The sequence below is a fragment of the Bacillus amyloliquefaciens DSM 7 = ATCC 23350 genome (genome assembly GCF_000196735.1).
Lineage (GTDB): Bacteria > Bacillota > Bacilli > Bacillales > Bacillaceae > Bacillus > Bacillus amyloliquefaciens.
The window spans coordinates 3,587,359-3,612,410 of the sequence record NC_014551.1 but is presented as its reverse complement, the minus strand read 5'-3'; the positions used below and the strand labels follow the sequence as shown (position 1 = coordinate 3,612,410).

General features: G+C 46.8%; 25 protein-coding genes and 1 pseudogene. 19 read left to right on the top strand and 7 right to left on the bottom strand.

The annotated features are described in order from the left end of the window. Positions 1-13: 13 nt before the first annotated feature. Positions 14-1,738 (top strand): ABC transporter ATP-binding protein, encoded by a 1,725-nt coding sequence (locus tag BAMF_RS38615; protein ID WP_013353940.1) that lies wholly within the window; start codon positions 14-16, stop codon positions 1,736-1,738. Positions 1,739-1,806: 68 nt separating this feature from the next. Here the strand turns inward: BAMF_RS38615 and BAMF_RS38610 are convergent, their stop codons facing one another. From BAMF_RS38610 to cls, 3 genes are all read right to left on the bottom strand, one after another. Continuing rightward, the gene (locus BAMF_RS38610; RefSeq protein WP_013353939.1) at positions 1,807-2,079 is read right to left on the bottom strand and encodes a hypothetical protein; all 273 of its coding nucleotides are present in this window, start codon (positions 2,077-2,079) and stop codon (positions 1,807-1,809) included. 68 nt (positions 2,080-2,147) lie between these two features. Beyond that, positions 2,148-3,110, bottom strand: a complete 963-nt coding sequence (gene uvsE, locus BAMF_RS38605) for a UV DNA damage repair endonuclease UvsE (RefSeq protein ID WP_013353938.1) — start codon at positions 3,108-3,110, stop codon at positions 2,148-2,150. A gap of 12 nt (positions 3,111-3,122) precedes the next feature. Then, positions 3,123-4,322, bottom strand: coding sequence for a cardiolipin synthase (cls, locus tag BAMF_RS38600; RefSeq protein ID WP_013353937.1), 1,200 nt, complete (start codon positions 4,320-4,322; stop codon positions 3,123-3,125). Between the two features lie 139 nt (positions 4,323-4,461). Between cls and BAMF_RS38595 the strand changes: the two genes are divergently transcribed. The 3 genes from BAMF_RS38595 (at position 4,462) to pyrG (ending at position 9,173) form a co-directional block, all read left to right on the top strand. Then, complete coding sequence (locus BAMF_RS38595) at positions 4,462-6,570, top strand: (Fe-S)-binding protein (protein ID WP_013353936.1); 2,109 nt, start codon at positions 4,462-4,464, stop codon at positions 6,568-6,570. A gap of 227 nt (positions 6,571-6,797) precedes the next feature. Then, entirely contained in the window at positions 6,798-7,325 is a 528-nt protein-coding gene (gene rpoE, locus BAMF_RS38590) for a DNA-directed RNA polymerase subunit delta (protein WP_013353935.1), read from the top strand. Positions 7,326-7,565: 240 nt separating this feature from the next. Beyond that, positions 7,566-9,173 carry a glutamine hydrolyzing CTP synthase gene (gene pyrG / locus BAMF_RS38585; protein WP_013353934.1) on the top strand — a complete coding sequence of 536 codons (1,608 nt, stop codon included), beginning with the start codon at positions 7,566-7,568 and terminating at the stop codon, positions 9,171-9,173. A gap of 46 nt (positions 9,174-9,219) precedes the next feature. Here the strand turns inward: pyrG and BAMF_RS38580 are convergent, their stop codons facing one another. Next, entirely contained in the window at positions 9,220-9,741 is a 522-nt protein-coding gene (locus tag BAMF_RS38580; RefSeq protein WP_013353933.1) for a DUF2529 domain-containing protein, read from the bottom strand. 153 nt (positions 9,742-9,894) lie between these two features. On the opposite strand from BAMF_RS38580, the gene spo0F reads away from it, so the two are divergent. The 11 genes and pseudogenes from spo0F to BAMF_RS38530 all read left to right on the top strand — a co-directional run bounded on the left by spo0F (position 9,895) and on the right by BAMF_RS38530 (position 20,354). Then, positions 9,895-10,269 carry a sporulation initiation phosphotransferase Spo0F gene (spo0F, locus tag BAMF_RS38575; protein ID WP_012118670.1) on the top strand — a complete coding sequence of 125 codons (375 nt, stop codon included), beginning with the start codon at positions 9,895-9,897 and terminating at the stop codon, positions 10,267-10,269. Between the two features lie 176 nt (positions 10,270-10,445). Continuing rightward, positions 10,446-11,303 (top strand): class II fructose-bisphosphate aldolase, encoded by an 858-nt coding sequence (locus tag BAMF_RS38570; RefSeq protein ID WP_013353932.1) that lies wholly within the window; start codon positions 10,446-10,448, stop codon positions 11,301-11,303. Positions 11,304-11,421: 118 nt separating this feature from the next. Beyond that, positions 11,422-12,060, top strand: coding sequence for a fructose-6-phosphate aldolase (gene fsa / locus BAMF_RS38565; RefSeq protein ID WP_013353931.1), 639 nt, complete (start codon positions 11,422-11,424; stop codon positions 12,058-12,060). Between the two features lie 297 nt (positions 12,061-12,357). Then, positions 12,358-13,647, top strand: a complete 1,290-nt coding sequence (locus BAMF_RS38560; protein WP_013353930.1) for a UDP-N-acetylglucosamine 1-carboxyvinyltransferase — start codon at positions 12,358-12,360, stop codon at positions 13,645-13,647. A gap of 33 nt (positions 13,648-13,680) precedes the next feature. Continuing rightward, the gene (gene glpX, locus BAMF_RS38555; RefSeq protein WP_013353929.1) at positions 13,681-14,646 is read left to right on the top strand and encodes a class II fructose-bisphosphatase; all 966 of its coding nucleotides are present in this window, start codon (positions 13,681-13,683) and stop codon (positions 14,644-14,646) included. A 201-nt stretch (positions 14,647-14,847) separates the two neighbouring features. After that, positions 14,848-15,015 (top strand): annotated as a pseudogene (locus BAMF_RS42305) (hypothetical protein). Between the two features lie 39 nt (positions 15,016-15,054). Then, on the top strand, positions 15,055-16,341 hold the full coding sequence (rho, locus tag BAMF_RS38550; RefSeq protein ID WP_003151107.1) for a transcription termination factor Rho: 1,287 nt from the start codon (positions 15,055-15,057) through the stop codon (positions 16,339-16,341). A gap of 122 nt (positions 16,342-16,463) precedes the next feature. Next, the gene (gene rpmE / locus BAMF_RS38545) at positions 16,464-16,664 is read left to right on the top strand and encodes a 50S ribosomal protein L31 (RefSeq protein ID WP_003151132.1); all 201 of its coding nucleotides are present in this window, start codon (positions 16,464-16,466) and stop codon (positions 16,662-16,664) included. Positions 16,665-16,747: 83 nt separating this feature from the next. Beyond that, entirely contained in the window at positions 16,748-17,338 is a 591-nt protein-coding gene (locus tag BAMF_RS38540; protein WP_013353928.1) for a thymidine kinase, read from the top strand. A gap of 276 nt (positions 17,339-17,614) precedes the next feature. Then, entirely contained in the window at positions 17,615-19,312 is a 1,698-nt protein-coding gene (gene malS, locus BAMF_RS38535; protein ID WP_013353927.1) for an oxaloacetate-decarboxylating malate dehydrogenase, read from the top strand. 85 nt (positions 19,313-19,397) lie between these two features. Next, positions 19,398-20,354: an AEC family transporter gene (locus BAMF_RS38530; protein ID WP_013353926.1), complete on the top strand. Its 957-nt coding sequence runs from the start codon at positions 19,398-19,400 to the stop codon at positions 20,352-20,354. Between the two features lie 33 nt (positions 20,355-20,387). Here BAMF_RS38530 and racA read toward each other — a convergent pair whose 3' ends face one another. Together racA and gloA2 are read right to left on the bottom strand one after the other, a co-directional pair. Beyond that, entirely contained in the window at positions 20,388-20,951 is a 564-nt protein-coding gene (racA, locus tag BAMF_RS38525) for a chromosome-anchoring protein RacA (RefSeq protein WP_013353925.1), read from the bottom strand. A 111-nt stretch (positions 20,952-21,062) separates the two neighbouring features. Next, a complete protein-coding gene (gene gloA2 / locus BAMF_RS38520) occupies positions 21,063-21,446 on the bottom strand; it encodes an SMU1112c/YaeR family gloxylase I-like metalloprotein (protein WP_013353924.1) in 384 nt (127 codons plus the stop codon). Positions 21,447-21,557: 111 nt separating this feature from the next. Between gloA2 and prfA the strand changes: the two genes are divergently transcribed. From prfA to BAMF_RS38505, 3 genes are all read left to right on the top strand, one after another. Further along, positions 21,558-22,628 carry a peptide chain release factor 1 gene (gene prfA, locus BAMF_RS38515; protein ID WP_013353923.1) on the top strand — a complete coding sequence of 357 codons (1,071 nt, stop codon included), beginning with the start codon at positions 21,558-21,560 and terminating at the stop codon, positions 22,626-22,628. Position 22,629: 1 nt separating this feature from the next. Next, on the top strand, positions 22,630-23,490 hold the full coding sequence (gene prmC, locus BAMF_RS38510; protein WP_013353922.1) for a peptide chain release factor N(5)-glutamine methyltransferase: 861 nt from the start codon (positions 22,630-22,632) through the stop codon (positions 23,488-23,490). A 69-nt stretch (positions 23,491-23,559) separates the two neighbouring features. After that, entirely contained in the window at positions 23,560-23,838 is a 279-nt protein-coding gene (locus tag BAMF_RS38505; RefSeq protein ID WP_013353921.1) for a DUF5316 family protein, read from the top strand. On the opposite strand, the gene BAMF_RS38500 is transcribed toward BAMF_RS38505, so the two are convergent. Then, a complete protein-coding gene (locus BAMF_RS38500) occupies positions 23,825-24,199 on the bottom strand; it encodes a UPF0715 family protein (protein WP_013353920.1) in 375 nt (124 codons plus the stop codon). The genes BAMF_RS38505 and BAMF_RS38500 overlap by 14 nt on opposite strands. A gap of 160 nt (positions 24,200-24,359) precedes the next feature. Between BAMF_RS38500 and spoIIR the strand changes: the two genes are divergently transcribed. Further along, positions 24,360-25,040 carry a stage II sporulation protein R gene (gene spoIIR, locus BAMF_RS38495; RefSeq protein ID WP_013353919.1) on the top strand — a complete coding sequence of 227 codons (681 nt, stop codon included), beginning with the start codon at positions 24,360-24,362 and terminating at the stop codon, positions 25,038-25,040. Positions 25,041-25,052: the final 12 nt, after the last annotated feature.

Here is a 25,052-nt window from a genome sequence, read left to right as displayed (position 1 = left end):
GGAGGACAGAATCGTGCTGCGACAATTTTTTTCTTATTATAAACCGTACAAAAAGCTGTTTTTTCTCGACTTCTTTTCTGCCATCGCAGGCGGGTTGATGGAGCTGAGTTTTCCTCTGATTGTCAATTACTTTATCGATACATTGCTCCCGGGGCGGGATTGGAGTCTGATTATTTTGACTTCTATCGCTTTGTTCGGGGTGTACGCTCTCAGCTCGGCACTTCAGTATGTTGTGACGTATTGGGGCCATATGCTCGGTATTAACATTGAAACCGATATGCGGAAAAAGCTTTTTGACCATCTGCAAAAGCTTTCGTTCAAATTTTACGATAACAACAAAACGGGCAGTTTAATGTCTAAGCTCACCAATGATTTGATGTATATCGGAGAAACGGCCCACCACGGACCCGAGGACCTGTTTATCGCGATCATGACGATTTTGGGCGCTTTCGGCGTCATGCTGTTCATTAACTGGCAGCTCGCGCTGTTGACCTTTATCATTATGCCGGTCGTCATTTGGCTTGCTTTGTATTTCAATAAAAAAATGACCTCCGCGTTTACAAAACTGAACAAAGATGTCGGTGATTTCAGCGCGAGGGTCGAAAATAACATCGGCGGCATCCGCCTTGTCCAGGCTTTCAGCAATGAAGCGTTTGAAAAGCAGCGGTTTGACGTGAACAACCAGCGGTTCCGCAAGACAAAACTGACGTCATATAAAATCATGGCCAAAAACGGTTCAATCAGTTACATGCTGACAAGATTCGTCACGCTGTTCGTCCTGTTGTGCGGCACATGGTTCGTCATTCGCGGATCATTATCCTACGGAGAATTCGTTGCTTTTGTGCTGCTGACGAACGTTCTGTTCCGTCCGATTGATAAGATCAACGCAATTATTGAGATGTATCCGAGAGGCATTGCCGGTTTTAAAAGCTTTATGGAAATACTGGAAACGGAGCCTGATATCAAGGATGCCCCGCACGCGAGACATGTACCCGGTTTAAAAGGGAATATCCGCTATGATCATGTGTCATTCGGCTATGAAGAAAACAATCCGGTGCTGTCCGGCATCAATTTATCCATTCATGCGGGGGAGACAGTCGCATTTGTCGGGCCTTCGGGAGCGGGGAAATCAACGCTGACAAGTCTGCTTCCGCGTTTTTATGAGCCGTCTGAAGGCGTCATATCCATCGACGGCATCGACATTAAGGACATGACGCTGTCATCTCTGCGGGGACAAATCGGCGTCGTCCAGCAGGATGTCTTTCTGTTTTCCGGCACATTACGGGAAAACATTGCTTACGGGCGGCTGGACGCGTCTGAGGAAGAGATCTGGCAGGCCGTCCGGCAGGCGCATTTAGAGGATTTGGTAAACGGGTATCCCGACGGTTTGAACACGGTGATCGGCGAGCGCGGCGTGAAGCTGTCAGGCGGGCAGAAACAGCGGCTTTCCATCGCCAGAATGTTTTTGAAAAACCCGTCGATCTTAATTTTGGATGAGGCTACATCAGCTCTCGACACAGAAACGGAAGCCGCCATTCAAAAGTCTCTGCAAAAACTGTCTGAAGGACGCACGACTCTTGTGATCGCCCATCGGCTGGCTACGATTAAGGATGCGGACCGGATCGTCGTCGTTACGAAAGAAGGCATTGCTGAACAAGGACACCATAAGGAACTGCTGGCATCCGGCGGCATGTACCAGAGACTTCATCAGGCGCAATTCGGCGAGCTGATTCATTAATAAAGAAAAAAGGAGAGACGAACGGGGCCGAGCGGCCTCCTGTCTCTCCTTTTTTTATGTATCCGTATTTAATGGGCTTCTTTTTGCGCAGGTTCGATCATATGTTTGAAACGGTCAATAAGCTGAACCGCTTTCTTTCCTTCCACTACAATTAAATATTCTTGTTCTTTATGAGCCATTCTGAAAGTTTCCAGTTCGATGATATCTTTGATTTTGCACATCGTTTTTTTAGAGTAGATATACAGCTCGTGGCCTCCTGTGTGGCAAAGCTGATAAAGCTGAAGCATGTTTCTTAAAGTGAATTTCTTAGCGGCTATTTTCAAAGATGTAATGTTTTTCATGTGTTTTCTCCTCCGTCTGATGGTCTGTTATTTCGGAAATTCCCCAGATAATCGGGTGATAAACCTGGTTATGATTTCCACCTCAGCACGCCTCCCGCCAGGCGTTTGACTCCGCGGATGGCGCTTAATTCTTCGACGAGCCGAAGCAGCGCCCGGTCTTTCTCTTTTGCTTCAATCATAAAGTCGATGTCCGTATCCCATTGTCTGAACCGCTCCAGCACCGGCAGGATGAAATTCGCATCCACATAGTCGGCATGACTGCGGATAGCTGCTTCTGATTTTGGTGAGGAGAGGTGGACTTTCGGCCTTAAGCCGATCCGTTGCCATGTTTTAATCATCCGCGGGAGAATGTCATCCAAATCAGCGTCATCGGTCGGATTGGCGTAAAAATGGTGGTAATCAAACACAAATGGAATGCCTTCTTGTTCACATACACTGAGTGTTTCTTCAGACGTATACGTTTTATCATCGTTTTCCAAAGTCATCCGCTGTTTGATAATATCGGGGAGCTCTTTCAAGTTCATGCCGAAACGGCCAAGCGCGCTTTGTTTGTCGCCGTAAGCGCCCCCGACATGAATGTTAATGACGGCACGATCCGCGATGCCCATAGCGTCCAGCATGTCATAATGATAGGCCATATCCTTGACCGCATTTGCGGTAATCTCCTGTTTCGGGCTTGTGAAAAGGGTGAACTGGTTCGGATGAAAACTCGTTCTGAGATCATATTTTCTGACCAGCTCGCCGATCTCGCGGAACTCCTGGCGAAACGGCGTGACAAAATCCCACCGCACATCCGGATGGGTGGCGAGCGGCACAATCGAGCTTGAGAACCTGTACAGCGGGATGCCGTGTCCGATCACATAGTGGATGGTGCGCAGCGTATTGGTAAGATTTGCTTTCGTCACAGAAAGCAGGGCCTCTTTCCGTTCGCTTGCGGAAAGTGTTGTATAGCGCGCATACGTTAAGGTTTTTGCGGGGGATGCGTCCCAAAGACACGTGGCGTTTGAGACGAATCCGAATTTGAACAGCATAGGGTTTCTCCTTTATAAAAAATAAGATATGGCCTTACCCAGCCATTCTGCAGGAAGCTGTCTGACGGAGCGCTGTTTCACTTTTTCTAAGGTGAGGAGCTCGGATTTTTCGATGTCCTGCTTTATGGTTGAGAGCACTTCCTCAGTAAAGGTCTCATCATTAATGATGACATTCACTTCTTCATTCCAGAACAGGCTCCGTTTATCAAAATTCGGCGTGCCGATAATGCTGATACGGTCATCAATAATGAGGGCTTTGACATGATAAAAGCCTTGATAATACCGGTAGATGAGGCAGCCGGCCTTCAGAAGCTCGGGATAATAGGCAAAAGCTGTTTCCCGAACGAGCGGGTGGTCTGACTTCATTGGCACAATCAAAGTCACTTTGACGCCTTTTCGGCAGGCCGAAATAAGCGCTGCCTGAAGCTTTTTGCTCGGTACATAATAAGGCGTGCAGATAATGATGTTTTTCTCCGCTTTAAGGATGCAGCTTTCATAATGCGATTCAAGCGAAAAACCGTCAGACGCATATGTCCTATGAGTGATATTCCCTTCGGATAACGGCGGATAAACCTCGGGTGATTCCAGTGTTTTTCCGGTGCTTCGTTTCAGATCGTTTGCAAAAAGAGTCTGGAGATCCGCAGTGCCTTCGCCGGTCATCCGCAGGTGATAATCCTCCCAGTTTCCGAACTTCGCTTTTTTGCCGAGATACTCTTCCGCGATATTAAATCCGCCGACATAGCCGATTTTGCCGTCAATGACGGTCACTTTCCGGTGATTCCGTTTTTGCAGCCTGAAAAAAAGATACGGAAATCCCGGTTTGTTCAGAAAATGAACGTGAACGCCGGCTTTTTTCATTGTTTGAATGGAAGGTTTTTTCACTTGACGGCTGCCCGCCCAATCGAGCAGCAGATATACGGAGACGCCGGCCTGCGCCTTTTCTTTCAATAAATGAAACATATCATGGCAGACTTGGTCGTTCTTCATAATAAAAAACATCATATGAATAGAAGAGACGGCTTGGCGGATATCATCCGTCATTTGCTGCACAAGCTCGCCGCCGCAGTGAATGAGTCTGATATCACTCTTTTTCGGCGCGAAAACGGGTTCGTACGCCTGTTTTTTGTACGCCGCCCGGCCAAGCAGCATATCAAGCAGCATAAGTGCGATGAATATAATGAAAATGACAAGCAACACAAAAAAGACCTTCATACCGACGCCTCCTTTCCGAAGTATCGGTAGTGTGCCCCGAGAATCCGAATTTAATTATTGACTGAATACTCATTCATTATTTATGATAAAGTAAAGATATGACAATGAAGAGGGGAATCAGAACAAAGGGGGAGACAAGATGAACGCTTTTCTCATGGTAAACGCGCTGCTGTTCTTAGCTGTAACCGCTTACGCCGTTTATTTATTCGTTTACCTGAGCAGAACGAGGATTGCTTATATTAAGCTCGGCCAGAGGGAAGAATTTGATAAACGCCTGAAAGAACGCTTGCAGAAGATATGGGTGAATGTGTTCGGACAGAAAAAATTGCTGAAAGATAAAAAAAGCGGAATCATCCACGTTCTGTTTTTTTACGGTTTTATACTCGTTCAGTTCGGCGCTATTGATTTTATTCTGAAAGGGCTGCTTCCTGACCGGCATTTGCCGTTCGGCCCGCTTTATCCGGCATTTACCTTTTTTCAGGAAATTGTCACGTTTCTTATTTTAGTTGCCGTGGTCTGGGCGTTTTACCGGCGCTACATTGAAAAACTCGTCAGACTGAAACGAGGGTTTAAGGCGGGGCTTGTCCTCCTGTTTATCGGCGGACTGATGGTGACGGTGCTTCTCGGGAACGCCATGAACCTTTTATGGCACGATCATTCTCTGTCTTGGACTGAACCGATCGCTTCCTCGATTGCGTTTGTGCTCGGCGGTCTTTCAGCGCCGGTGGCAGCCGCCGTGTTTTATGTTTCATGGTGGCTTCATCTGTTGTTCCTGCTCAGCTTTTTAGTGTACGTGCCGCAATCAAAGCATGCGCACTTAATTGCGGGTCCGGCGAATGTGTTCCTCAGCAGGCTTGATTCAAAAGGAAAGCTGGAAAAAATCGATTTCACCGATGAGACAAAAGAAAGCTACGGCGTCGGAAAGATTGAAGACTTCCGCCGCTCTCAGCTTGTTGATCTTTATGCCTGCGTCGAGTGCGGACGCTGTACAAATATGTGTCCGGCCTCCGGTACGGGCAAAATGCTATCGCCGATGGATCTCATTTTAAAGCTCAGAGACCACCTGACGGAAAAAGGCGCTGCCGTGACGTCAAAATCTCCGTGGGTGCCCGCGCCCGTTTTTCAGCACACGAAAGCGAATCAGCTCGCAGCTGCTTCCTCAGGGGGAGGATCGCGTGAAGCGGCGGCAGCCATTGACTACAACCCGAGCTTAATCGGCGAGGTTATCACGGAAGAGGAGATCTGGGCGTGCACCACATGCCGCAATTGTGAAGATCAATGCCCGGTCATGAATGAACACGTTGATAAAATTATCGACCTGCGCCGCTATCTCGTGCTTACGGAAGGGAAGATGGACAGCGACGCGCAGCGGGCGATGACAAGCATTGAAAGACAGGGAAACCCGTGGGGCTTAAACCGGAAAGAGCGGGAAAACTGGCGGGAGCAGACCGATACGGAGATTCTGACGGTGAAAGAAATGAAAAAACAAGATAAAGAGTTCGAATACTTGTTTTGGGTCGGTTCAATGGGTTCCTATGACAACAGGAGCCAAAAGATTGCCGTCTCATTTGCAAAGCTGCTCAATGAAGCGGGCGTATCCTTTGCGATTCTCGGCAATAAAGAAAAAAACTCAGGCGATACACCGCGCCGTTTGGGCAATGAGTTTCTGTTCCAAGAGCTGGCGGAACACAACATCGGCGAATTTGAAAAACACGGGATCAAAAAAATCGTCACGATTGATCCGCACGCCTATAATATGTTCAAAAATGAATATCCGGATTTCGGATTCCGGGCCGAAGTCTATCATCATACTGAATTATTAGCCGAGCTAGTGTCGCAGGGGAAATTAAAACCGCTTCACCCGGTGAATGAAACGATTACTTTCCATGACTCATGCTATTTAGGCAGATACAATGAGGTGTATGAGCCGCCGAGAGCGATTTTAAAAGCTATTCCGGGTGTTCAATTGAAAGAAATGGAGCGAAGCCGTGAAAACGGAATGTGCTGCGGCGCCGGGGGAGGACTCATGTGGATGGAAGAAGAAACGGGAGCGAGAATCAACACGGCCCGGACCGAGCAGGCGCTTTCAGTCAGCCCGACGGTCATCAGCTCCGGCTGCCCTTACTGCCTGACCATGCTCGGTGACGGTACGAAAGCGAAAGAAGCCGAAGACGAGATCGGCACTTATGATGTCAGTGAATTGCTCGCCATGTCTGTATTCGGCGCGGAAAAACAAGAGTCTTTATAGAGAAAAGCAGGCCGCCCGCGCATATGCCGGCGGCTTTGTTTTCGCGCATCGGCCGAATTATGAAGGAACGGCTCTAAAATTTCTTAAATTACACTGTTAAGGGTAGCATATTCTGTTTTAATTTGTTTATAATGAGAGGTATGGTTTGTGAACAAAACAATACAAAATCGTTCTTATTATAGGATAGAAACAGATACATATAAGTAATAGAAAGGGAGTGTCCGACCTTGAGTATCAAACAATATTCTCAGGAACAGCTGAAGCAGATGGCTTTAGTTGAAATCGCTCACGAAATTTTCTCAGAACATAAAAAACCGGTTCCGTTCCAGGAGCTGCTGAATGAAATTATCTCCTTGCTCGGTGTTACGAAAGAGGAACTGGGTGACCGTATCGCCCAATTTTATACCGACCTCAACATTGACGGCCGCTTCATTGCTCTGTCAGACCAGACATGGGGGCTTCGCAGCTGGTATCCGTACGATCAGCTGGACGAAGAAACACAGCCGACTGTAAAAGCGAAAAAGAAAAAAGCGAAAAAAGCCGTTGAGGAAGATCTTGATCTTGACGAATTCGAGGAAGTTGATGAAGACGACATCGATCTCGATGAAATGGAAGAAGATATTGACCTTGACGCAGACAGCTTTGACGACGAAGATATCGATGAAGAAGATGACGACGAGCTTGAGATCGAAGACGATATGATTGAAGAAGATGAGGAAGAATATGATGATGAAGACGAGGATCGCAAAGACTGATCCCATATCAGCAAAACGATCTTGACTTTCATTGTCGAACTATGTAGTATGTATTTTGGGCTCTTCAAAAAGAAGAGAATTCATAAGAGTGCTACGCTCCCTTTCAAGAAATTGAAAGGGAGCTTTCTTATTTTCATCTCCCAAATTCTTTTACACATCATTTGTTTTTAGTGAAATGATTTTCTATAAAACGGCACATTTTAAAGAATGTAGCGCAGACCGAAGAGAGGAGCAAACGAAATGACGAAATACATTTTTGTAACCGGGGGAGTTGTATCTTCACTCGGAAAAGGAATTGTGGCAGCATCACTGGGCCGCCTTTTGAAAAACAGAGGCATGAGCGTCACTATCCAAAAATTTGACCCTTATATCAACGTTGACCCGGGAACGATGAGCCCGTATCAGCACGGTGAGGTATTCGTTACCGATGACGGTGCTGAGACTGACCTTGACTTAGGGCATTATGAGCGTTTCATTGACATTAATCTGAACAGATTCAGCAACGTGACGACCGGTAAAATCTACTCTGCCGTCTTGAAAAAAGAACGCCGCGGGGACTACCTCGGGGGAACGGTGCAGGTCATTCCGCATATCACAAATGAACTGAAAGACCGCGTTTACCGTGCCGGCAAAGAAACAAACGCGGATGTTGTCATTACTGAAATCGGCGGAACAGTCGGAGACATCGAATCTCTTCCGTTCCTGGAAGCCATCCGTCAAATGAAAAGCGACATCGGCCACGAAAACGTGATGTACATCCACTGTACGCTTGTGCCGTACATCAAAGCGGCGGGCGAGCTGAAAACAAAACCGACGCAGCACAGCGTAAAAGAGCTGAGAAGCCTAGGCATTCAGCCTAATATCATCGTCGTGCGCACAGAGATGCCGATTTCTCAAGATATGAAAGATAAAATCGCACTGTTCTGCGATATTGACACGAAAGCGGTTATCGAATGTGAAGATGCGGACAACCTTTACTCCATCCCGCTTAACCTTCAGGAGCAGGGACTCGATAAGCTTGTCTGCGATCATATGAAATTAGAGTGCAAAGAACCAGATATGACGGAATGGAAAGACCTTGTCACGAAAGTGAAAAACTTGTCTAAAACCATTACAATCAGTCTCGTCGGAAAATATGTCGAGCTTCAGGACGCTTACATTTCAGTCGTTGAATCACTCCGCCACGCGGGCTATGCGTTTGACGCCGATGTGAAGATCAAATGGATTAACGCTGAAGAAGTGACAGAAAGCAATATTCAAGAGCTGACAAGCGGCACAGACGGAATCATCGTGCCGGGCGGTTTCGGAGACCGCGGCGTAGAAGGAAAAATCATCGCCGCCAAGTATGCGCGTGAACAAAAAATTCCGTTCTTCGGCATCTGCCTCGGTATGCAGATTGCATCCATTGAATATGCCCGAAACGTATTAGGTCTGGAAGGGGCTCACTCTGCGGAGATCGATCCGTCTACTCCTTATCCGATCATCGACCTTCTTCCTGAACAAAAAGATGTCGAGGATCTTGGAGGAACGCTTCGTCTCGGACTGTACCCTTGTAAGCTTCAGGAAGACACGAAAGCTTTCGAAGCCTATGCGGATGAAGTGGTATACGAGCGCCACCGCCACCGTTATGAATTCAACAACGAATACAGACAGCAAATGGAAGAGAACGGTTTTGTGTTCTCAGGCACAAGCCCTGACGGCCGCCTTGTGGAAATCATCGAGCTGAAAGACCATCCTTGGTATGTCGCTTGCCAATTCCACCCTGAGTTCAAATCAAGACCGACAAGACCTCAGCCTTTATTCAAAGACTTTATCGGCGCTTCCGTACAAGCTGCAGAAGAGAAGTAATAAAAAAAAGACTTGCCTCCGTTAAGCGGCAAGTCTTTTTTCTGCATTAGGCATATTCCTGCATCATTTCCTTTAACGTAAAGGACAGTGCGTGATAGATATACAGGCCTGTCATTAATGAAGGAAACCCGTATCTTGTTCCGTCTTCATCGGGCAGAAGCGGCATTTTTAATTTGCTGTCAATATGAACATCGCAAAATTCCTCAATCCCGGTTTGGTCCTTGATGACGGGAGATACGCAGACGAGGCCGACGCCTTTTTCATAAAGCTTTTGAGCCAGCGCCTGTTCCTCAGCCGTGCCCGGACTCGAACAGAACATCAGCACTCTGTCGCTTTCTGTAATCGAATCAGCTGTATCCGGAAACGCTTTGACGGCAGGCATCGGTTCGGAGCCGAGTTCCGCCTCGCACAAAATGCCCTGCATCTCATTTGCGCCGTATAAATAAATGGAATGGCCGCTGACGGCTGCCTGCGCCAGCAGCCGCGCGCCGTCTTCTATTGCTTCGGATTCCTTATCCTGAATGCGGGAAAAAATGCCTGCAAGCTGCGTCGTAAAGATCTTTAACATGAGTGAAACCTCCTTTACACATACAAGAACAGTATACAACAAAAGAGAAAATGTCGGAAAGTAGACTATTATAATTAAAGGAAATGTGAAAATCAAACAGAATACATAAACAACTGCTTACTTTTGACGAAAATGATAATATTGGGGTGTAAAATGATGAATGAAAAGATTTTAATCGTAGATGACCAATACGGTATACGTATATTGCTCAATGAAGTGTTTCATAAAGAAGGGTACCAGACGTTTCAGGCTGCCAACGGCATTCAGGCGCTGGACATCGTAACGAAGGAACGGCCCGATCTCGTGCTTTTAGATATGAAAATCCCCGGCATGGACGGAATCGAAATTCTCAAACGAATGAAAATGATCGACGAATCCATCCGCGTTATTATTATGACCGCTTACGGAGAACTCGATATGATTAAGGAATCAAAAGAGCTCGGCGCGCTGACCCATTTTGCCAAACCTTTTGACATTGATGAGATCAGAGACGCAGTGAAAAAATATTTACCTCTAAAATCGAATTAATAAAATTAGAAACAATTATGTCATTGTGTTGCCGATTTGTCGAAAAGTTGGTATCCTAGAGATGGAGAAAAAGCGATCTGTTGTTTTACATATGACAGGTTTTTATGGTCATGCTATAGGGTGGAAAGCTTTTTTCGAGAAGAAGCAAATCAGGCTACATAAGGAGGACTTTCGACATGCCTTTAGTTTCAATGACGGAAATGTTGAATACAGCTAAAGAAAAAGGATATGCTGTTGGACAATTTAACTTAAATAACCTTGAGTTCACTCAAGCTATTTTACAAGCAGCACAAGAGGAAAAATCCCCGGTTATTCTTGGTGTTTCAGAAGGCGCGGGACGCTACATGGGCGGCTTCAAAACAGTGGTTGCCATGGTTAAAGCTCTTATGGAAGAATACAAAGTGACAGTACCTGTTGCCATTCACTTAGACCACGGTTCAAGCTTTGAATCTTGTGCGAAAGCGATTCATGCGGGTTTCACTTCTGTAATGATCGACGCATCTCACCATCCGTTTGAGGAAAACGTAGCAACTACAGCTAAAGTGGTTGAGCTTGCTCATTTCCACGGCGTTTCAGTTGAAGCTGAGCTCGGAACTGTCGGCGGACAGGAAGATGACGTTATCGCTGAAGGCGTAATCTATGCTGACCCTAAAGAGTGTCAAGAACTTGTAGAGCGCACTGGCATCGACTGCCTTGCACCTGCATTGGGTTCTGTTCACGGTCCTTACAAAGGCGAACCGAACCTTGGTTTCAAAGAAATGGAAGACATCGGCAAAACAACCGGCCTTCCGTTAGTACTTCATGGCGGTACAGGAATTCCGACTGCCGACATTAAAAAATCAATCTCACTTGGTACGGCTAAAATCAACGTAAACACTGAGAACCAAATTTCTTCTGCAAAAGCTGTCCGCGAAACATTGGCAGCTAAGCCGAACGAATACGATCCTCGTAAATATCTTGGACCTGCTCGTGAAGCGATCAAAGAAACGGTTATCGGCAAAATGCGTGAGTTCGGTTCTTCAAACCAAGCTTAATCCAAATGTAACACCCATAACCGCCTGACAGCTTTGACAGGCGGTTTTATGTCTTACCTTTAGAAAGCGCAATCATGTTTTACAGTTCTGAAAATTTATTACTGGGGAGGCTTTCCTTATGTTATTTTTCATTGATACAGCAAACATTGACGAGATTAAAGAAGCTTATGAACTTGGCGTTCTTGCCGGAGTTACGACAAACCCTAGTTTAGTGGCAAAAGAAGCTGACGTGTCTTTCCATGACAGACTGCGTGAGATTACGGAAGTCGTGAAAGGATCTGTAAGCGCGGAAGTCATTTCCCTGAACGCTGAAGAAATGATTGAAGAAGGTAAAGAACTTGCGAAAATCGCGCCGAATATCACGGTAAAAATTCCGATGACGTCTGAAGGATTAAAAGCCGTAAAAGCGCTGAGCGACCTGAACATTAAAACAAACGTGACGCTCATCTTCAGCGCCAACCAGGCGCTTTTGGCCGCCAGAGCCGGAGCGACTTATGTTTCTCCGTTCTTAGGCCGTCTGGATGATATCGGTCATAACGGTCTTGAACTGATTTCAGAAATAAGACAGATTTTTGACCTTCATGACATTGATACACAAATCATCGCAGCTTCCATCCGTCATGCGCAGCACGTGACTGAAGCCGCTTTACGCGGTGCCCATATCGGTACGATGCCGCTGAAAGTTATTCACCAGCTGACAAAGCACCCGTTAACGGATAAAGGCATCGAGCAATTCTTGGCAGACTGGAATAAATAAGGGCGAAAAGGGCGGCAAACCGGTTGCATCCGTTTGCCGCACCCTTATGTTTTCCTGTTTGACGGCGGGCCTTCAATATCAAAGTTCCCCGGAATGTAAACCCGGCGGGTCTCTGTGCATCCTATGTTAAAAATGCCCCGCAAAGCTTCGCTATTTTCTTCCTGTTATTTTATAATGTCCTTGTATTCTTTCTCTTCGAATTGGCTACATTTTGGACAAGAGCTTTATTTGCAGAGACAGAATAAAATGCCATTTTATTTACGCTCCGCAGCTATCTTCTTATGGAAGGAGACTATCATGGAAAAGTTGAATATTGCCGGCGGCGACCCGTTGAACGGAACCGTACATATCAGCGGCGCGAAAAACAGCGCCGTCGCATTGATACCCGCAACCATTCTGGCAAATTCCGAAGTAACGATTGAAGGGCTTCCGGAGATCTCAGATATTGAAACGCTGCGTGACCTGCTGAAAGAAATCGGCGGAAACGTCCATTTTGAAAAAGGAGAAATGGTCGTTGATCCTTCACCGATGATCAGCATGCCGCTTCCTAACGGCAAAGTGAAAAAACTCCGGGCTTCCTATTATTTAATGGGTGCGATGCTCGGGCGTTTCAAGCAGGCGGTCATCGGACTGCCGGGCGGATGCCATCTCGGGCCGCGGCCGATAGACCAGCACATAAAAGGGTTTGAGGCGCTTGGGGCAGAAGTCACCAATGAACAAGGCGCGATTTATCTGCGCGCCGAAAGGCTGAGAGGCGCACGGATTTATTTAGATGTCGTCAGCGTGGGAGCGACGATCAATATCATGCTTGCCGCTGTACTGGCTGAAGGAAAAACCGTGATAGAAAACGCCGCCAAGGAACCTGAGATTATTGATGTTGCCACATTGCTCACCAGCATGGGCGCAAAGATAAAAGGCGCCGGAACCAATGTGATCAGAATCGATGGCGTGAAAGAGCTGCACGGATGCAGGCATACCATCATCCCGGACAGAATTGAGGCGGGCACCTTTATGATCGCCGGCGCCGCGATGGGGAAAGAAGTCATTATTGATAATGTCATACCGACTCACCTGGAGTCTTTAACGGCAAAGCTCAGGGAAATGGGTTTTCACATTGAGACGAGTGATGATCAGCTGCTCATGCTCGGCGGGCAGAAGCAGATAAAACCGGTCGACGTGAAAACGCTTGTTTACCCGGGATTCCCGACTGACCTTCAGCAGCCGATGACATCTCTGTTAACGAGAGCGAGCGGCACGAGCGTCGTGACTGATACCATCTACTCGGCCAGATTTAAACATATTGATGAACTGAGACGGATGGGCGCCAACATGAAAGTGGAAGGCAGATCGGCTATTATCACCGGTCCGGCCGAGCTTCAGGGCGCAAAAGTAAAGGCGAGCGATCTGCGGGCGGGCGCTTGTCTGGTCGTAGCAGGGCTGATGGCTGACGGCGTAACCGAAATTACCGGTCTTGAGCATTTGGACCGCGGCTACAGCAATCTTGAGAAAAAACTCGAAGGTCTGGGCGCCACAATCTGGCGGCAAGGGCTGACGGACGAAGAAATAGAACAGCTGCAAAATTCATAGAAATGCGGACTTTTGAGAGGAGATCGTGTTGAAATGGAAAGAAGCTTATCAATGGAATTGGTTCGAGTTACTGAAGCGGCGGCTTTAGCATCTGCCAGATGGATGGGCCGCGGGAAAAAGGATGAAGCCGATGATGCGGCGACAAGCGCAATGCGTGACGTGTTTGACACGGTGCCGATGAAAGGCACGGTCGTGATCGGGGAAGGCGAGATGGACGAAGCGCCGATGCTTTACATCGGCGAAAAGCTCGGAAACGGATACGGCCCCCGCGTCGATGTCGCCGTCGATCCTCTTGAAGGCACAAACATCGTAGCCAGCGGCGGCTGGAATGCACTGACGGTGATCGCGGTCGCTGATCATGGAACACTGCTGAATGCTCCTGATATGTATATGGAAAAAATCGCGGTCGGACCTGAAGCGGTAGGCTACATCGATATCGAAGCTCCTGTCATTGATAACTTAAAAGCTGTTGCGAAAGCGAAAAACAAAGACATTGAAGATGTCGTGGCGACCATTTTAAATCGTGACAGACATGAAAGAATCATCTCTGAATTGCGTGAGGCGGGCGCCAGGATCAAACTGATCAATGACGGTGATGTCGCGGGCGCCATCAATACGGCCTTTGACCATACGGGCGTAGACATTCTTTTCGGTTCAGGCGGGGCTCCTGAAGGCGTGCTGTCTGCCGTTGCGTTAAAAGCGCTCGGCGGAGAAATCATCGGCAGGCTTCGTCCGCAAAGTGCAGAAGAGCAAGCCCGCTGTGAGCGGATGGGCCTTGATGTGTCCAAAGTGCTCCGTTTGGAGGACCTTGTGAGAGGTGACGACGCCATTTTTGCCGCAACGGGCGTAACGGACGGAGAGCTTTTGAAAGGCGTTCAGTTCAAAGGCTCCGTCGGCACGACCGAAAGTCTGGTCATCCGGGCGAAATCAGGAACGGTCCGATTCGTTGACGGAAGGCACAGCCTGAAGAAGAAACCAAATCTTGTCATCCGGCCATAAATAGAGAAAAGCGGGACGGGAAGTCCCGCTTTTCTTTTGCAAAAAAGAGTCAACCCTATCATTTATATGTCAAAGCATTATTTAAGTTGAATAATTTTTTAAAATGAGGTAAAAATAAAGAGTGCTGCGATTTTTCTGTGTAATTCCTTCTTTTGAGTACTGGGAAATTTTCAAATTCTACCGCATACAGACGATATAAATATTGATCTTCTCAAGTTTTTGTCCTCGCTTCCTTCAAAACTCATTAAGACATTCCTTTTTTAAAAAAAGCGCCGATCATGGGTGGAAGTGTTACCGATAGAAGTTCCTGAACGTTTTATAAAAGAATGTGCTTTGGCGGAATCATGCAAAGCAGCCGATTTTGAATGAAAACAGCAATACATTGACTATGAAAAGCGTGGTGTTTTTATGAAAGACGTATCTATTTCCTCTTTGGAAAATATGAAATTAAAAGAACTATACGAACTGGCAAGACATTATAAAATCTCCTACTACAGCAAACTGACCAAAAAAGAATTAATCTTTGCGATACTGAAAGCCAACGCCGAGCAGGAGGATCTTCTGTTTATGGAAGGCGTGCTCGAAATCATCCAATCGGAAGGATTCGGCTTCCTCAGACCGATTAATTACTCGCCAAGCTCAGAAGACATCTACATTTCTGCTTCCCAGATCCGCCGCTTTGATTTAAGAAACGGTGACAAAGTATCCGGCAAGGTGCGCCCGCCGAAAGAAAACGAACGCTATTACGGACTTTTGCACGTTGAAGCGGTAAATGGTGATGATCCGGAATCTGCGAAAGAGCGCGTCCATTTTCCTGCGCTGACTCCGCTTTACCCGGATCGCCAAATGGTGCTCGAGACGAAACCGAATTATCTCTCAACACGAATTCTCGATATGATGGCTCCCGTCGGATTCGGCCAGCGCGGTCTGATCGTAGCGCCGCCGAAAGCCGGTAAAACTATGCTGTTAAAAGAAATCGCTAACAGCATTACGACAAATCAGCCTGACGCTGAATTGATCGTTCTCTTAATTGACGAAAGACCGGAAGAAGTAACGGATATTGAACGTTCCGTAGCGGGCGATGTCGTCAGCTCGACGTTCGATGAAGTGCCGGAAAATCACATCAAGGTAGCTGAGCTTGTGCTGGAACGGGCGATGCGTCTCGTTGAACACAAAAAAGACGTTATCATCCTGATGGACAGCATTACCCGTTTGGCGCGTGCCTACAACCTTGTCATCCCGCCTAGCGGACGTACGCTTTCCGGCGGTATTGACCCGGCTGCATTCCATCGTCCGAAGCGCTTTTTCGGAGCCGCGAGAAACATTGAAGAGGGCGGCAGCCTGACCATTTTGGCGACGGCGCTCGTAGACACGGGCTCCCGGATGGATGACGTCATCTATGAAGAATTTAAAGGAACGGGCAACATGGAGCTTCACCTTGACCGTTCTCTTGCGGAAAGACGGATTTTCCCGGCGATCGATATCCGCCGCTCAGGCACACGGAAGGAAGAACTGCTCGTGCCGAAAGAGCATCTTGACCGTTTATGGGCGATCCGCAAATCGATGTCTGATTCTCCGGACTTCGCAGAGAAGTTTATGAGAAAAATGAAAAAAACGAAAACGAATCAGGAATTCTTCGATCTGATCAACCAAGAATGGAAGCAGGCAAACCTTTCATCATCAGCCCGCCGCTGATAAAAAATGTATTTGCAAATGCAGTAAATGACTGATATAATTCTCTCATATGCGTTCCGGATTCAATCCGGAATAATAACTCTGTTTCCACACGGGATTCAGGGCGGAAGGAGATGGATACAATGAAAGCAGGAATTCATCCTAATTTCAAAAAAGCAACAGTTAAATGCGCTTGCGGAAATGAATTTGAAACAGGCTCAGTAAAAGAAGAGGTACGCGTTGAGATTTGCTCTGAATGCCACCCATTCTACACTGGACGTCAAAAATTCGCTTCTGCTGATGGTCGTGTTGATCGCTTTAACAAAAAATACGGTCTTAAGTAATAATAGATTTTACAGGCAGGCAAGAATTGCTTCTTGCCTGTTTTTTATGTCTATAAACAGGAAAAAAGGGGAGCGGATAGCCTATGTACATAATGAAGCAAAGCGGATGGCTTGAGCTGATATGCGGCAGCATGTTCTCTGGAAAGTCAGAAGAGCTGATCCGCAGAGTGAAAAGGGCGACATATGCGAAGCAGGAAGTCAAGGTGTTCAAACCTGCCATTGATAATCGCTACAGTGAGGAAGCCGTCGTTTCTCACAATGGCACATCCATGACAAGCCACGTCATCTCGTCCTCGGCTGAAATATGGGATCATATCAGTGAAAGCACGGACGTCATCGCGGTAGATGAAGTGCAGTTTTTCGGCGAATCAATCATTGATGATTTATCCATGCTTGCTGATAAAGGCTATCGTGTCATCGCGGCCGGACTTGATATGGATTTCCGGGGAGAGCCGTTCGGCGTTGTGCCGGACCTGATGGCGGTTGCCGAATCGGTAACGAAACTGCAGGCGGTCTGCTCTGTCTGCGGGTCACCGGCAAGCCGTACGCAGCGTTTAATTGACGGGAAGCCCGCTTCCTATGATGATCCGGTCATTTTAGTCGGCGCGTCGGAGTCATACGAAGCGAGATGCAGACATCATCACGAAGTCCTGAAAAAACAGACTGATAAATAACCCTTTTCATGAAAACATCGGAAAAAAATCCGGTGTTTTTTTATCGTTTTTTCAAAAATTGTAGTTAAATAATTTAAAAAAGAGTATGAAAAAATTAAGTAATTTTCATCTCTTGAATTTTCATTTTTACAGGCATAAAATGACTAAGTAATGTAAATAGTTATGAGACATTGTTCGAATAATTGTCAAAAAAAGATATAGCAGATCGCGATCGCACTAGCCAAAACGGGTAATTACTTAACTTTGTTAACTATTTGAAGAAAGAAGGAGATTTTCTTGAATAATATTAAAGTAACGAAGGAAGGCAACTTAGAAACTACTTTAAGAGGAAAAGAAGTTCTATCTATCCCTACTTTAAATAAAGGTGTTGCGTTTTCAGCAGAGGAAAGAAAAAGCCTTGGATTAGACGGGCTGCTTCCTCCGACAATTCTGTCTCTTGATGAGCAGGCAAAACGCGCATACGAGCAGTTTCAGGCTCAGCCGGACCGCCTTCGCCAAAACGTGTATTTGAACGATTTGCAAAACCGTAACGAAGTTCTTTTCTTTAAATTGCTTCAAAACCATCTTCGTGAAATGCTGCCGGTTGTTTACACACCGACTGTCGGTGAAGCGATTCAAGAATACAGCCATGAGTACAGAAGACCTCAAGGAATTTACCTTTCTATCGACAATGTGGAAGGAATTGAAGAAGCATTTGAAAATCTTCATGCCACTGCGGGCGATATTGATCTGATCGTTGCGACAGATTCAGAAAGCATCCTCGGAATCGGTGACTGGGGCGTAGGCGGTATCAACATCGCCATCGGTAAATTAGCCGTATACACAGCTGCTGCCGGTATTGACCCAAGCCGTGTTATTCCTGTTGTTCTTGACGTCGGTACAAACAACGAGAAACTTCTGAACGATCCTTTATACATCGGTAACCGCCATGAACGTATCCAAGGCGAACGTTACGAAGCTTTCATTGACGCTTATGTAAAAGCTGCGCTTAAATATTTCCCTAAAGCTCTTCTTCACTGGGAAGACCTTGGAAACAAAAACGCGCGCAATATCATGAAGAAATACAATCACGAAATTCTTACATTCAACGATGACATTCAAGGAACTGGTGCGATTACGCTTGCAGGTGTTCTTGCGGCTATGAAGAAAACAGGCGCGTCTATTAAAGATCAGCGTGTGGTTGTCTTCGGTGCGGGATCTGCCGGAATCGGAATCGCTGACCAAATCCGCGACACTATGGTGCTTGCCGGTCTTTCTGAAGAAGAAGCCAACAAAGCGTTCTACACAATGGACTACAGAGGCTTGCTGATTGAAGGCATGGAAAACATTCTTGATTTCCAACAGCCGTACCTGCGTACAGCTGAAGAAATTAAAGATTGGAAACGCGATGAAAATGGACAAATTCCTTTCATTGAAGTCATCCGTCAAGCGAAACCGACTATCTTAATCGGTACATCAGGCCAAAGCGGCGCATTCAGTGAAGAAATCGTGAAAGAAATGGCTAAACACGTTGAGCGTCCGGTCATCATGCCGATGTCTAACCCGACACCGCTTGCTGAAGCCGTTCCTAGCGATCTTTTCAAATGGACTGACGGTAAAGTGCTTGTGGCGACAGGAAGCCCGTTTGACAATGTCGAGTACAATGGCGTTTCTCATGAAATCGGACAATCTAACAACGCATTCGCGTTCCCTGGACTTGGTCTTGGTTCAATCGTTGTAGAAGCGAAAGTGATTACTCCTGCAATGTTTGCGGCAACTGCTGACGCAATCGCAGAAAGCGTTGATTTTGAAACACCGGGTGCAGGCCTTCTGCCGAGCATGAGCGACTTACAAGAAGTTTCAATTAAAGTTGCGATCGCCGTAGCGGAAACTGCAATTAAAGAAGGCGTGGCAAACCGCATTCCTGAAAATGTGGAACAAGCCGTTCTTGATGCAATGTGGAAACCGCAATATAAACAAGTTGTAGCTAAATAATTTGTACGATTAATTAACAGTCCGAGGGAAAGCTTTTATCTAAAGGCTAAAGTATACGGACATTAAGGATTTGGAGGAGAACATTTTGAGCTTCTTAGATATTTTAATCCTCCTGGCACCGATCTTTTTCGTGATCGTGCTGGGTTGGTTCGCAGGTCGCTTCGGAAGTTATGACGCGAAGTCAGCAAAAGGGGTAAGCACCTTAGTTACGAAGTACGCGCTTCCGGCGCATTTTATCGCCAGCATTTTAACCACTTCAAGAAGTGCGTTTTTAACACAGATTCCTTTGATGATCGCTTTGATCATCGGGATCGTCGGATTCTATATCGTCATTTTGCTGGTATGCAAATTTATCTTTAAGTATGATTTAACGAATTCATCTGTCTTTTCTTTAAACTCAGCACAGCCGACATTTGCGTTTATGGGTATTCCTGTACTCGGAAGCTTGTTCGGCGCAAACGAAGTAGCGATTCCTATCGCCGTTACGGGTATCGTGGTTAACGCCATGCTTGATCCGCTTGCGATCATTATCGCTACTGTCGGTGAGTCATCTAAGAAACAGGACAATGAAAATGAAAGCTTCTGGAAAATGACTGGTAAGTCTATTCTTCACGGTCTTTCCGAACCGCTTGCGGCTGCACCGCTTATCAGTATCATTCTTGTGCTTTTCGGTGTAAGTCTTCCTGAGCTGGGCGACAAAATGCTTGAACAGCTCGGCAGCACAACATCAGGTGTTGCGCTCTTCGCCGTCGGTGTAACTGTCGGTATCCGCAACATTAAGCTCAGTCTGCCGGCTTTCGGTATCGCTTTGTTAAAAGTTGCCGTTCAGCCTGCACTGATGTACCTGATCGCTCTTGCAGTCGGACTTCCGGCTGACCAGATCACAAAAGCGGTATTGCTTGTTGCATTCCCTGGATCTGCGGTAGCGGCGATGATTGCCACACGTTTCGAAAAACAAGAGGAAGAAACTGCGTCTGCGTTCGTAATCAGTGCGATTTTATCTTTGATCTCACTGCCGATCATCATTGCGCTGACCGCATAATAAAAAGCTCCCTGTTTCAGGGAGCTTTTTTGATTAGAATTGAAATTTAAAAGGTGAAAATCTGGTTTTTTTTCTGGATTTCTTATGTTCTGAAGAAGCGGCTGTTTCTGAGAGGGGAGCTGTCTGGGCAAGTTCCTGGATGCGGGAGGCCAATGTCTGCAATTCGGCATTGAGGTCGTCGATTTCCCGCCTGTGCTGAAGAAGCTGATATGAGACCCCTTCATCCGCTTTTTGTTTCAGCTGGCGTTCCAGCTCTTCTATTCTTGAAAGCAGATGGTTCCCGTCCTGTTTCTCTTTCGTGAGAACATCCAGTTTGCGCTCCAGCTCCGCCAGCCTTTGTTCGGTGCCGCCATTGATTTTCGAGCGCTGCAAAATAAAGCCCGTCCGTTTTTTCGGCTGCCGGGGCACTTGAACGTCCAGAAGAGCAGTGCCTTCAGAAATTTGCTGCTTGACCGATTTCAGCACATCAAGATCCTCAGACGTAAAAGAATAATGTCCGAGCTCGTTCCGTTCAGCCGGAAGATTCAGCTGCTTGACCCACCTTTGCACCGTTTTTGCGGAGACGCCGAGTTCTTTCGCGGCCATGTTTGTATTCATGATCACATACCTCCTTTTTTGCTAGGTATTCGACCATGAGGCGGCGTTCCCTTCACATTAGACAAAACAAGAAGGAATTCGCCAAAGAAAGCGGCATTTCTTCAAAAAACGTTACGCTTCATACAATTCAAGCGGAAGCTTGTCGGGATCGAAGGAAAAGGTAAAGCGTTTCCCCGTCAGCGGATCGGTTCTGATCGGTTCTGTTTCGATGCCTTTTTCCTTTAATTCCCGGACTGCTGCTTCAAGATCGTTTACAGTGAAGGCAAGATGCCGGAGACCGGCGGCTTCAGGGCGGGTCGGCCGTTCGGGCGGATCGGGGAAGGAAAACAATTCAATCACATACGCGCCGTCCAGCGCCAGATCGAGTTTATAAGACCCGCGCTCCTTTCGGTATGTTTCTTTCATAATGCCGAAACCGAGTATCTCGGTGTAAAAAGCTTTCGACTTTTCATAATCAGAGCATATGATTGCTATATGGTGGATGGATTTCAGCATATCCGCTCCTCCTTTTTTGATTCAGTATAACAGAGGCGAATTGCTTTTGACTGGCGATAAACCCTATACTATAATGAGAATGTTACGCACAGGAAAACAGAGGTGAAGACCGTGTTAGACCGTTTACAGTCAATTGAACAACGATACGAAAAATTAAATGAGCTTTTAAGTGATCCGGAAGTGGTCAACGATCCGAAAAAGCTTAGAGAATATTCGAAAGAGCAATCTGATATACAAGAAACCGTTGAAGTCTATAGACAATACAGAGACGCATCAGAACAGCTTACCGATGCGAAAGCGATGCTTGAGGATAAGCTTGATGCCGATATGAGAGAAATGGTGAAGGAAGAAATCTCCGAATTGCAGAGAGAGACTGAAACCTTATCAGAGCGTTTGAAAGTGCTCCTCATCCCGAAAGACCCGAACGATGACAAAAACGTCATCATGGAGATCCGCGGCGCAGCGGGCGGAGAAGAAGCCGCGCTGTTTGCGGGAAATCTCTACAGAATGTACTCCCGTTATGCCGAAGTCCAAGGCTGGAAGACCGAAGTCATGGAAGCAAGCGTGACCGGAACGGGCGGTTACAAGGAAATCATCTTTATGATTACGGGAAAAGGCGCGTACTCCAAGCTGAAATATGAAAATGGAGCGCACCGCGTGCAGCGTGTGCCTGAAACGGAATCAGGCGGCCGCATTCATACGTCTACGGCGACGGTGGCGTGTCTTCCTGAAGCGGAAGAAGTAGAAGTGGACATCCACGAAAAAGATATCCGCGTTGATACATTCGCATCAAGCGGACCGGGCGGACAAAGCGTAAACACGACAATGTCAGCCGTGCGCCTGACGCATTTACCGACAGGTGTCGTCGTATCCTGCCAGGACGAAAAGTCTCAGATTAAAAACAAAGAAAAAGCGATGAAGGTGCTCCGCGCCAGAGTCTATGATAAATTCCAGCAGGAAGCTCAGGCTGAATACGATCAAAACCGTAAATCAGCCGTCGGCTCAGGCGACCGTTCCGAACGTATCCGCACATACAATTTCCCGCAAAACCGTGTGACGGATCACCGCATCGGCCTGACGATTCAAAAGCTGGATCAAATCCTGGAAGGCAAGCTTGATGAAGTGGTTGAAGCGCTAATCGTAGAAGACCAGTCAAGCAAGCTCCAGCAGGCGGAAAATTAAGATGAAGACCATTTTTGAAGCCCTAAGCTGGGCTTCTTCTTATTTAACTGAAGCGGGAAGAGAAAAAAACGCGGCCGAGCTGCTGCTGTTAAATGACACCGGAATGGATCGGAGCAAGCTTCTCGCAAATCTGCAGGAGCCAGTCGGCGAGGACGAGCTTTACCGATTCAGGCGGCATGTGGAAATGCATAAAGAAGGCGTTCCGATTCAATATATTATCGGGAAAGAACAGTTTTACGGCAGGGAATTTTTTGTGAATTTCGATGTTCTCATTCCGCGTCCGGAAACGGAAGAAGTCGTCTTTCATCTGCTGGACAAACAGAAGCGGGTGTTTTCCGAGGGAGAACGCCTGAACGTCATTGATATCGGTACGGGGAGCGGAGCCATTGCGGTGACGCTTGCGCTTGAATGCGGACATTTTTCAGTAGCGGCTTCGGATATTTCAAAAGAAGCGCTTCAAGTGGCGGAAAGAAATGCGCAAAACCTCGGAGCGGACGTGCGCTTTTTGCAGGGAGACCTGTTAACTCCTTTTATTTCGTCAGGAAAAAAAGCAGACATTATTGTTTCCAATCCGCCGTATATTTCTGAAGAAGAGATGGCTGATTTATCGGATATCGTCCGTTTCCATGAGCCGCTTCATGCCCTTACGGACGGCGGTGACGGTTTGAAATTCTACAAGCGGTTTATGGAGGATCTGCCTCTTGTCATGAAGGATAAGGCGCTTGTCGTCTTTGAAATCGGATATAATCAGGGAAAAGCCGTGGAAGACCTGTTCCGTCATTCCTTTCCGAATGCGGAAGTGGAAGTCGTAAAGGACATCAACGGAAAAGACAGAACCGTTTCGGCGGTTATCAAATCATGAAAAAAGCCTGCCGGTGACGCACACGGCGGGCTTTTGTTACAATGGAAAGAAAATGAAAGGGGATCCGCCTTGAAAAAAGCATTTGCCTTCGGATGTATACTGGCCGCCGCAGCTTATGCGGCAGGATTTGTTCTGCCGTTTGACTTTGATGTCATATTCGGTGCCGTTACGGCCGTTCTTATCATCACAGCGATCATTGTTTCCGGGCTGGCCGTAAGCGGAGCGGAGCAGCGGGCCAACTATCATTCTGAAACAAAAGAAGGACGGCACGCCCGTTTGAAGATGGCCGCCGTTTTCTTTTGCGCCGCTCTGCCTTCAGCCGTCTGTCTGCTGATTACGCTTCTGTAGCCGGGCTTTGTCTTTGCAGCAATACGGAATCCCACACCCAATAGACGATGGCTGTTAAAACCGCAAAGATATAAAAGGCTGAATTAGAAAACAAAGATTGGCCTGACGGCTGCAAAAGGCCGAAGATGAGCCCGTTTGCGACAAATGAAGCCCCTAAATAATAAAGAAAATACACCGGGTGAAATCTCTTCGGCTTTTTATTCAGAAAGTATTGAAGCGGCAGCGCGAAAATTAAATAAGGAAACAAAAAATAAAACGCCATCGAAATGAAAGCCGCAATAATGAATTGATGAACATACAAAATTGAATAAATGACAGACATACATGCCGCCGACAGCAGCACGGTGTAATTATATTTCATCTGAAAACCCTCCTATCAAAATAATATCGTACCATATTCTGAGTCTGTCAATGCAGATTATCAGCTTGCTAGATTTTTTTCTTTCCGCCGGTTTAAACCTTTTCCGTCATGTCCATAATGAGACTAGACAAAAAAGCACGGAGAGGAACGGTGGGGACCGATGAAACAGACAATGATGATTTGCATATATATTTTTCTTTTATTATCAGGAGCGCTTGCGGGTTTGACAAAAGAAGAAACGGCGCGGGCATCAGCCAATGAGCCCGTTGTTATACCGGATGAAGCGATCCGGCTTAGGATTTTGGCTAACAGTGATAACGATGAGGATCAAAAGCTCAAGCGCCAGATCAGAGATGCTGTAAACAAGGAAATCACGGGCTGGGTGAAAGATATCACTTCCATTGAAGAAGCGCGCCGCCTCATTCGTTCGAAGCTCCCTGAAATTAAAGAAATCGCCAAACAAACGATGAAAGAAAAGGGTGCGCATCAATCCGTATCAGTTAAATTCAATAAAATCTCGTTTCCGACAAAGCTTTACGGCAATATGGTCTATCCGGCCGGAAAATATGAAGCGATTTTAATTACACTCGGCAATGGTGAAGGCGCCAACTGGTGGTGTGTCTTGTTTCCGCCGCTGTGCTTCCTTGATTTCTCAAACGGTGAAGCGGTGAAAGACCAGGAAGACGGCGGGCAGAAGCACGAAGAAACGAAGAAACAGACAGAAAAAGTGATGGATGACGTAAAAGCAAAGGTTGATAAAGCGAAGAAAGAAAATAAGGATGACGATAAAACCGAAGTGAAGTTTTTCCTCGTCGATTGGATTTCAGATCTGTTTTCCTGAAGCAAAAAGGCA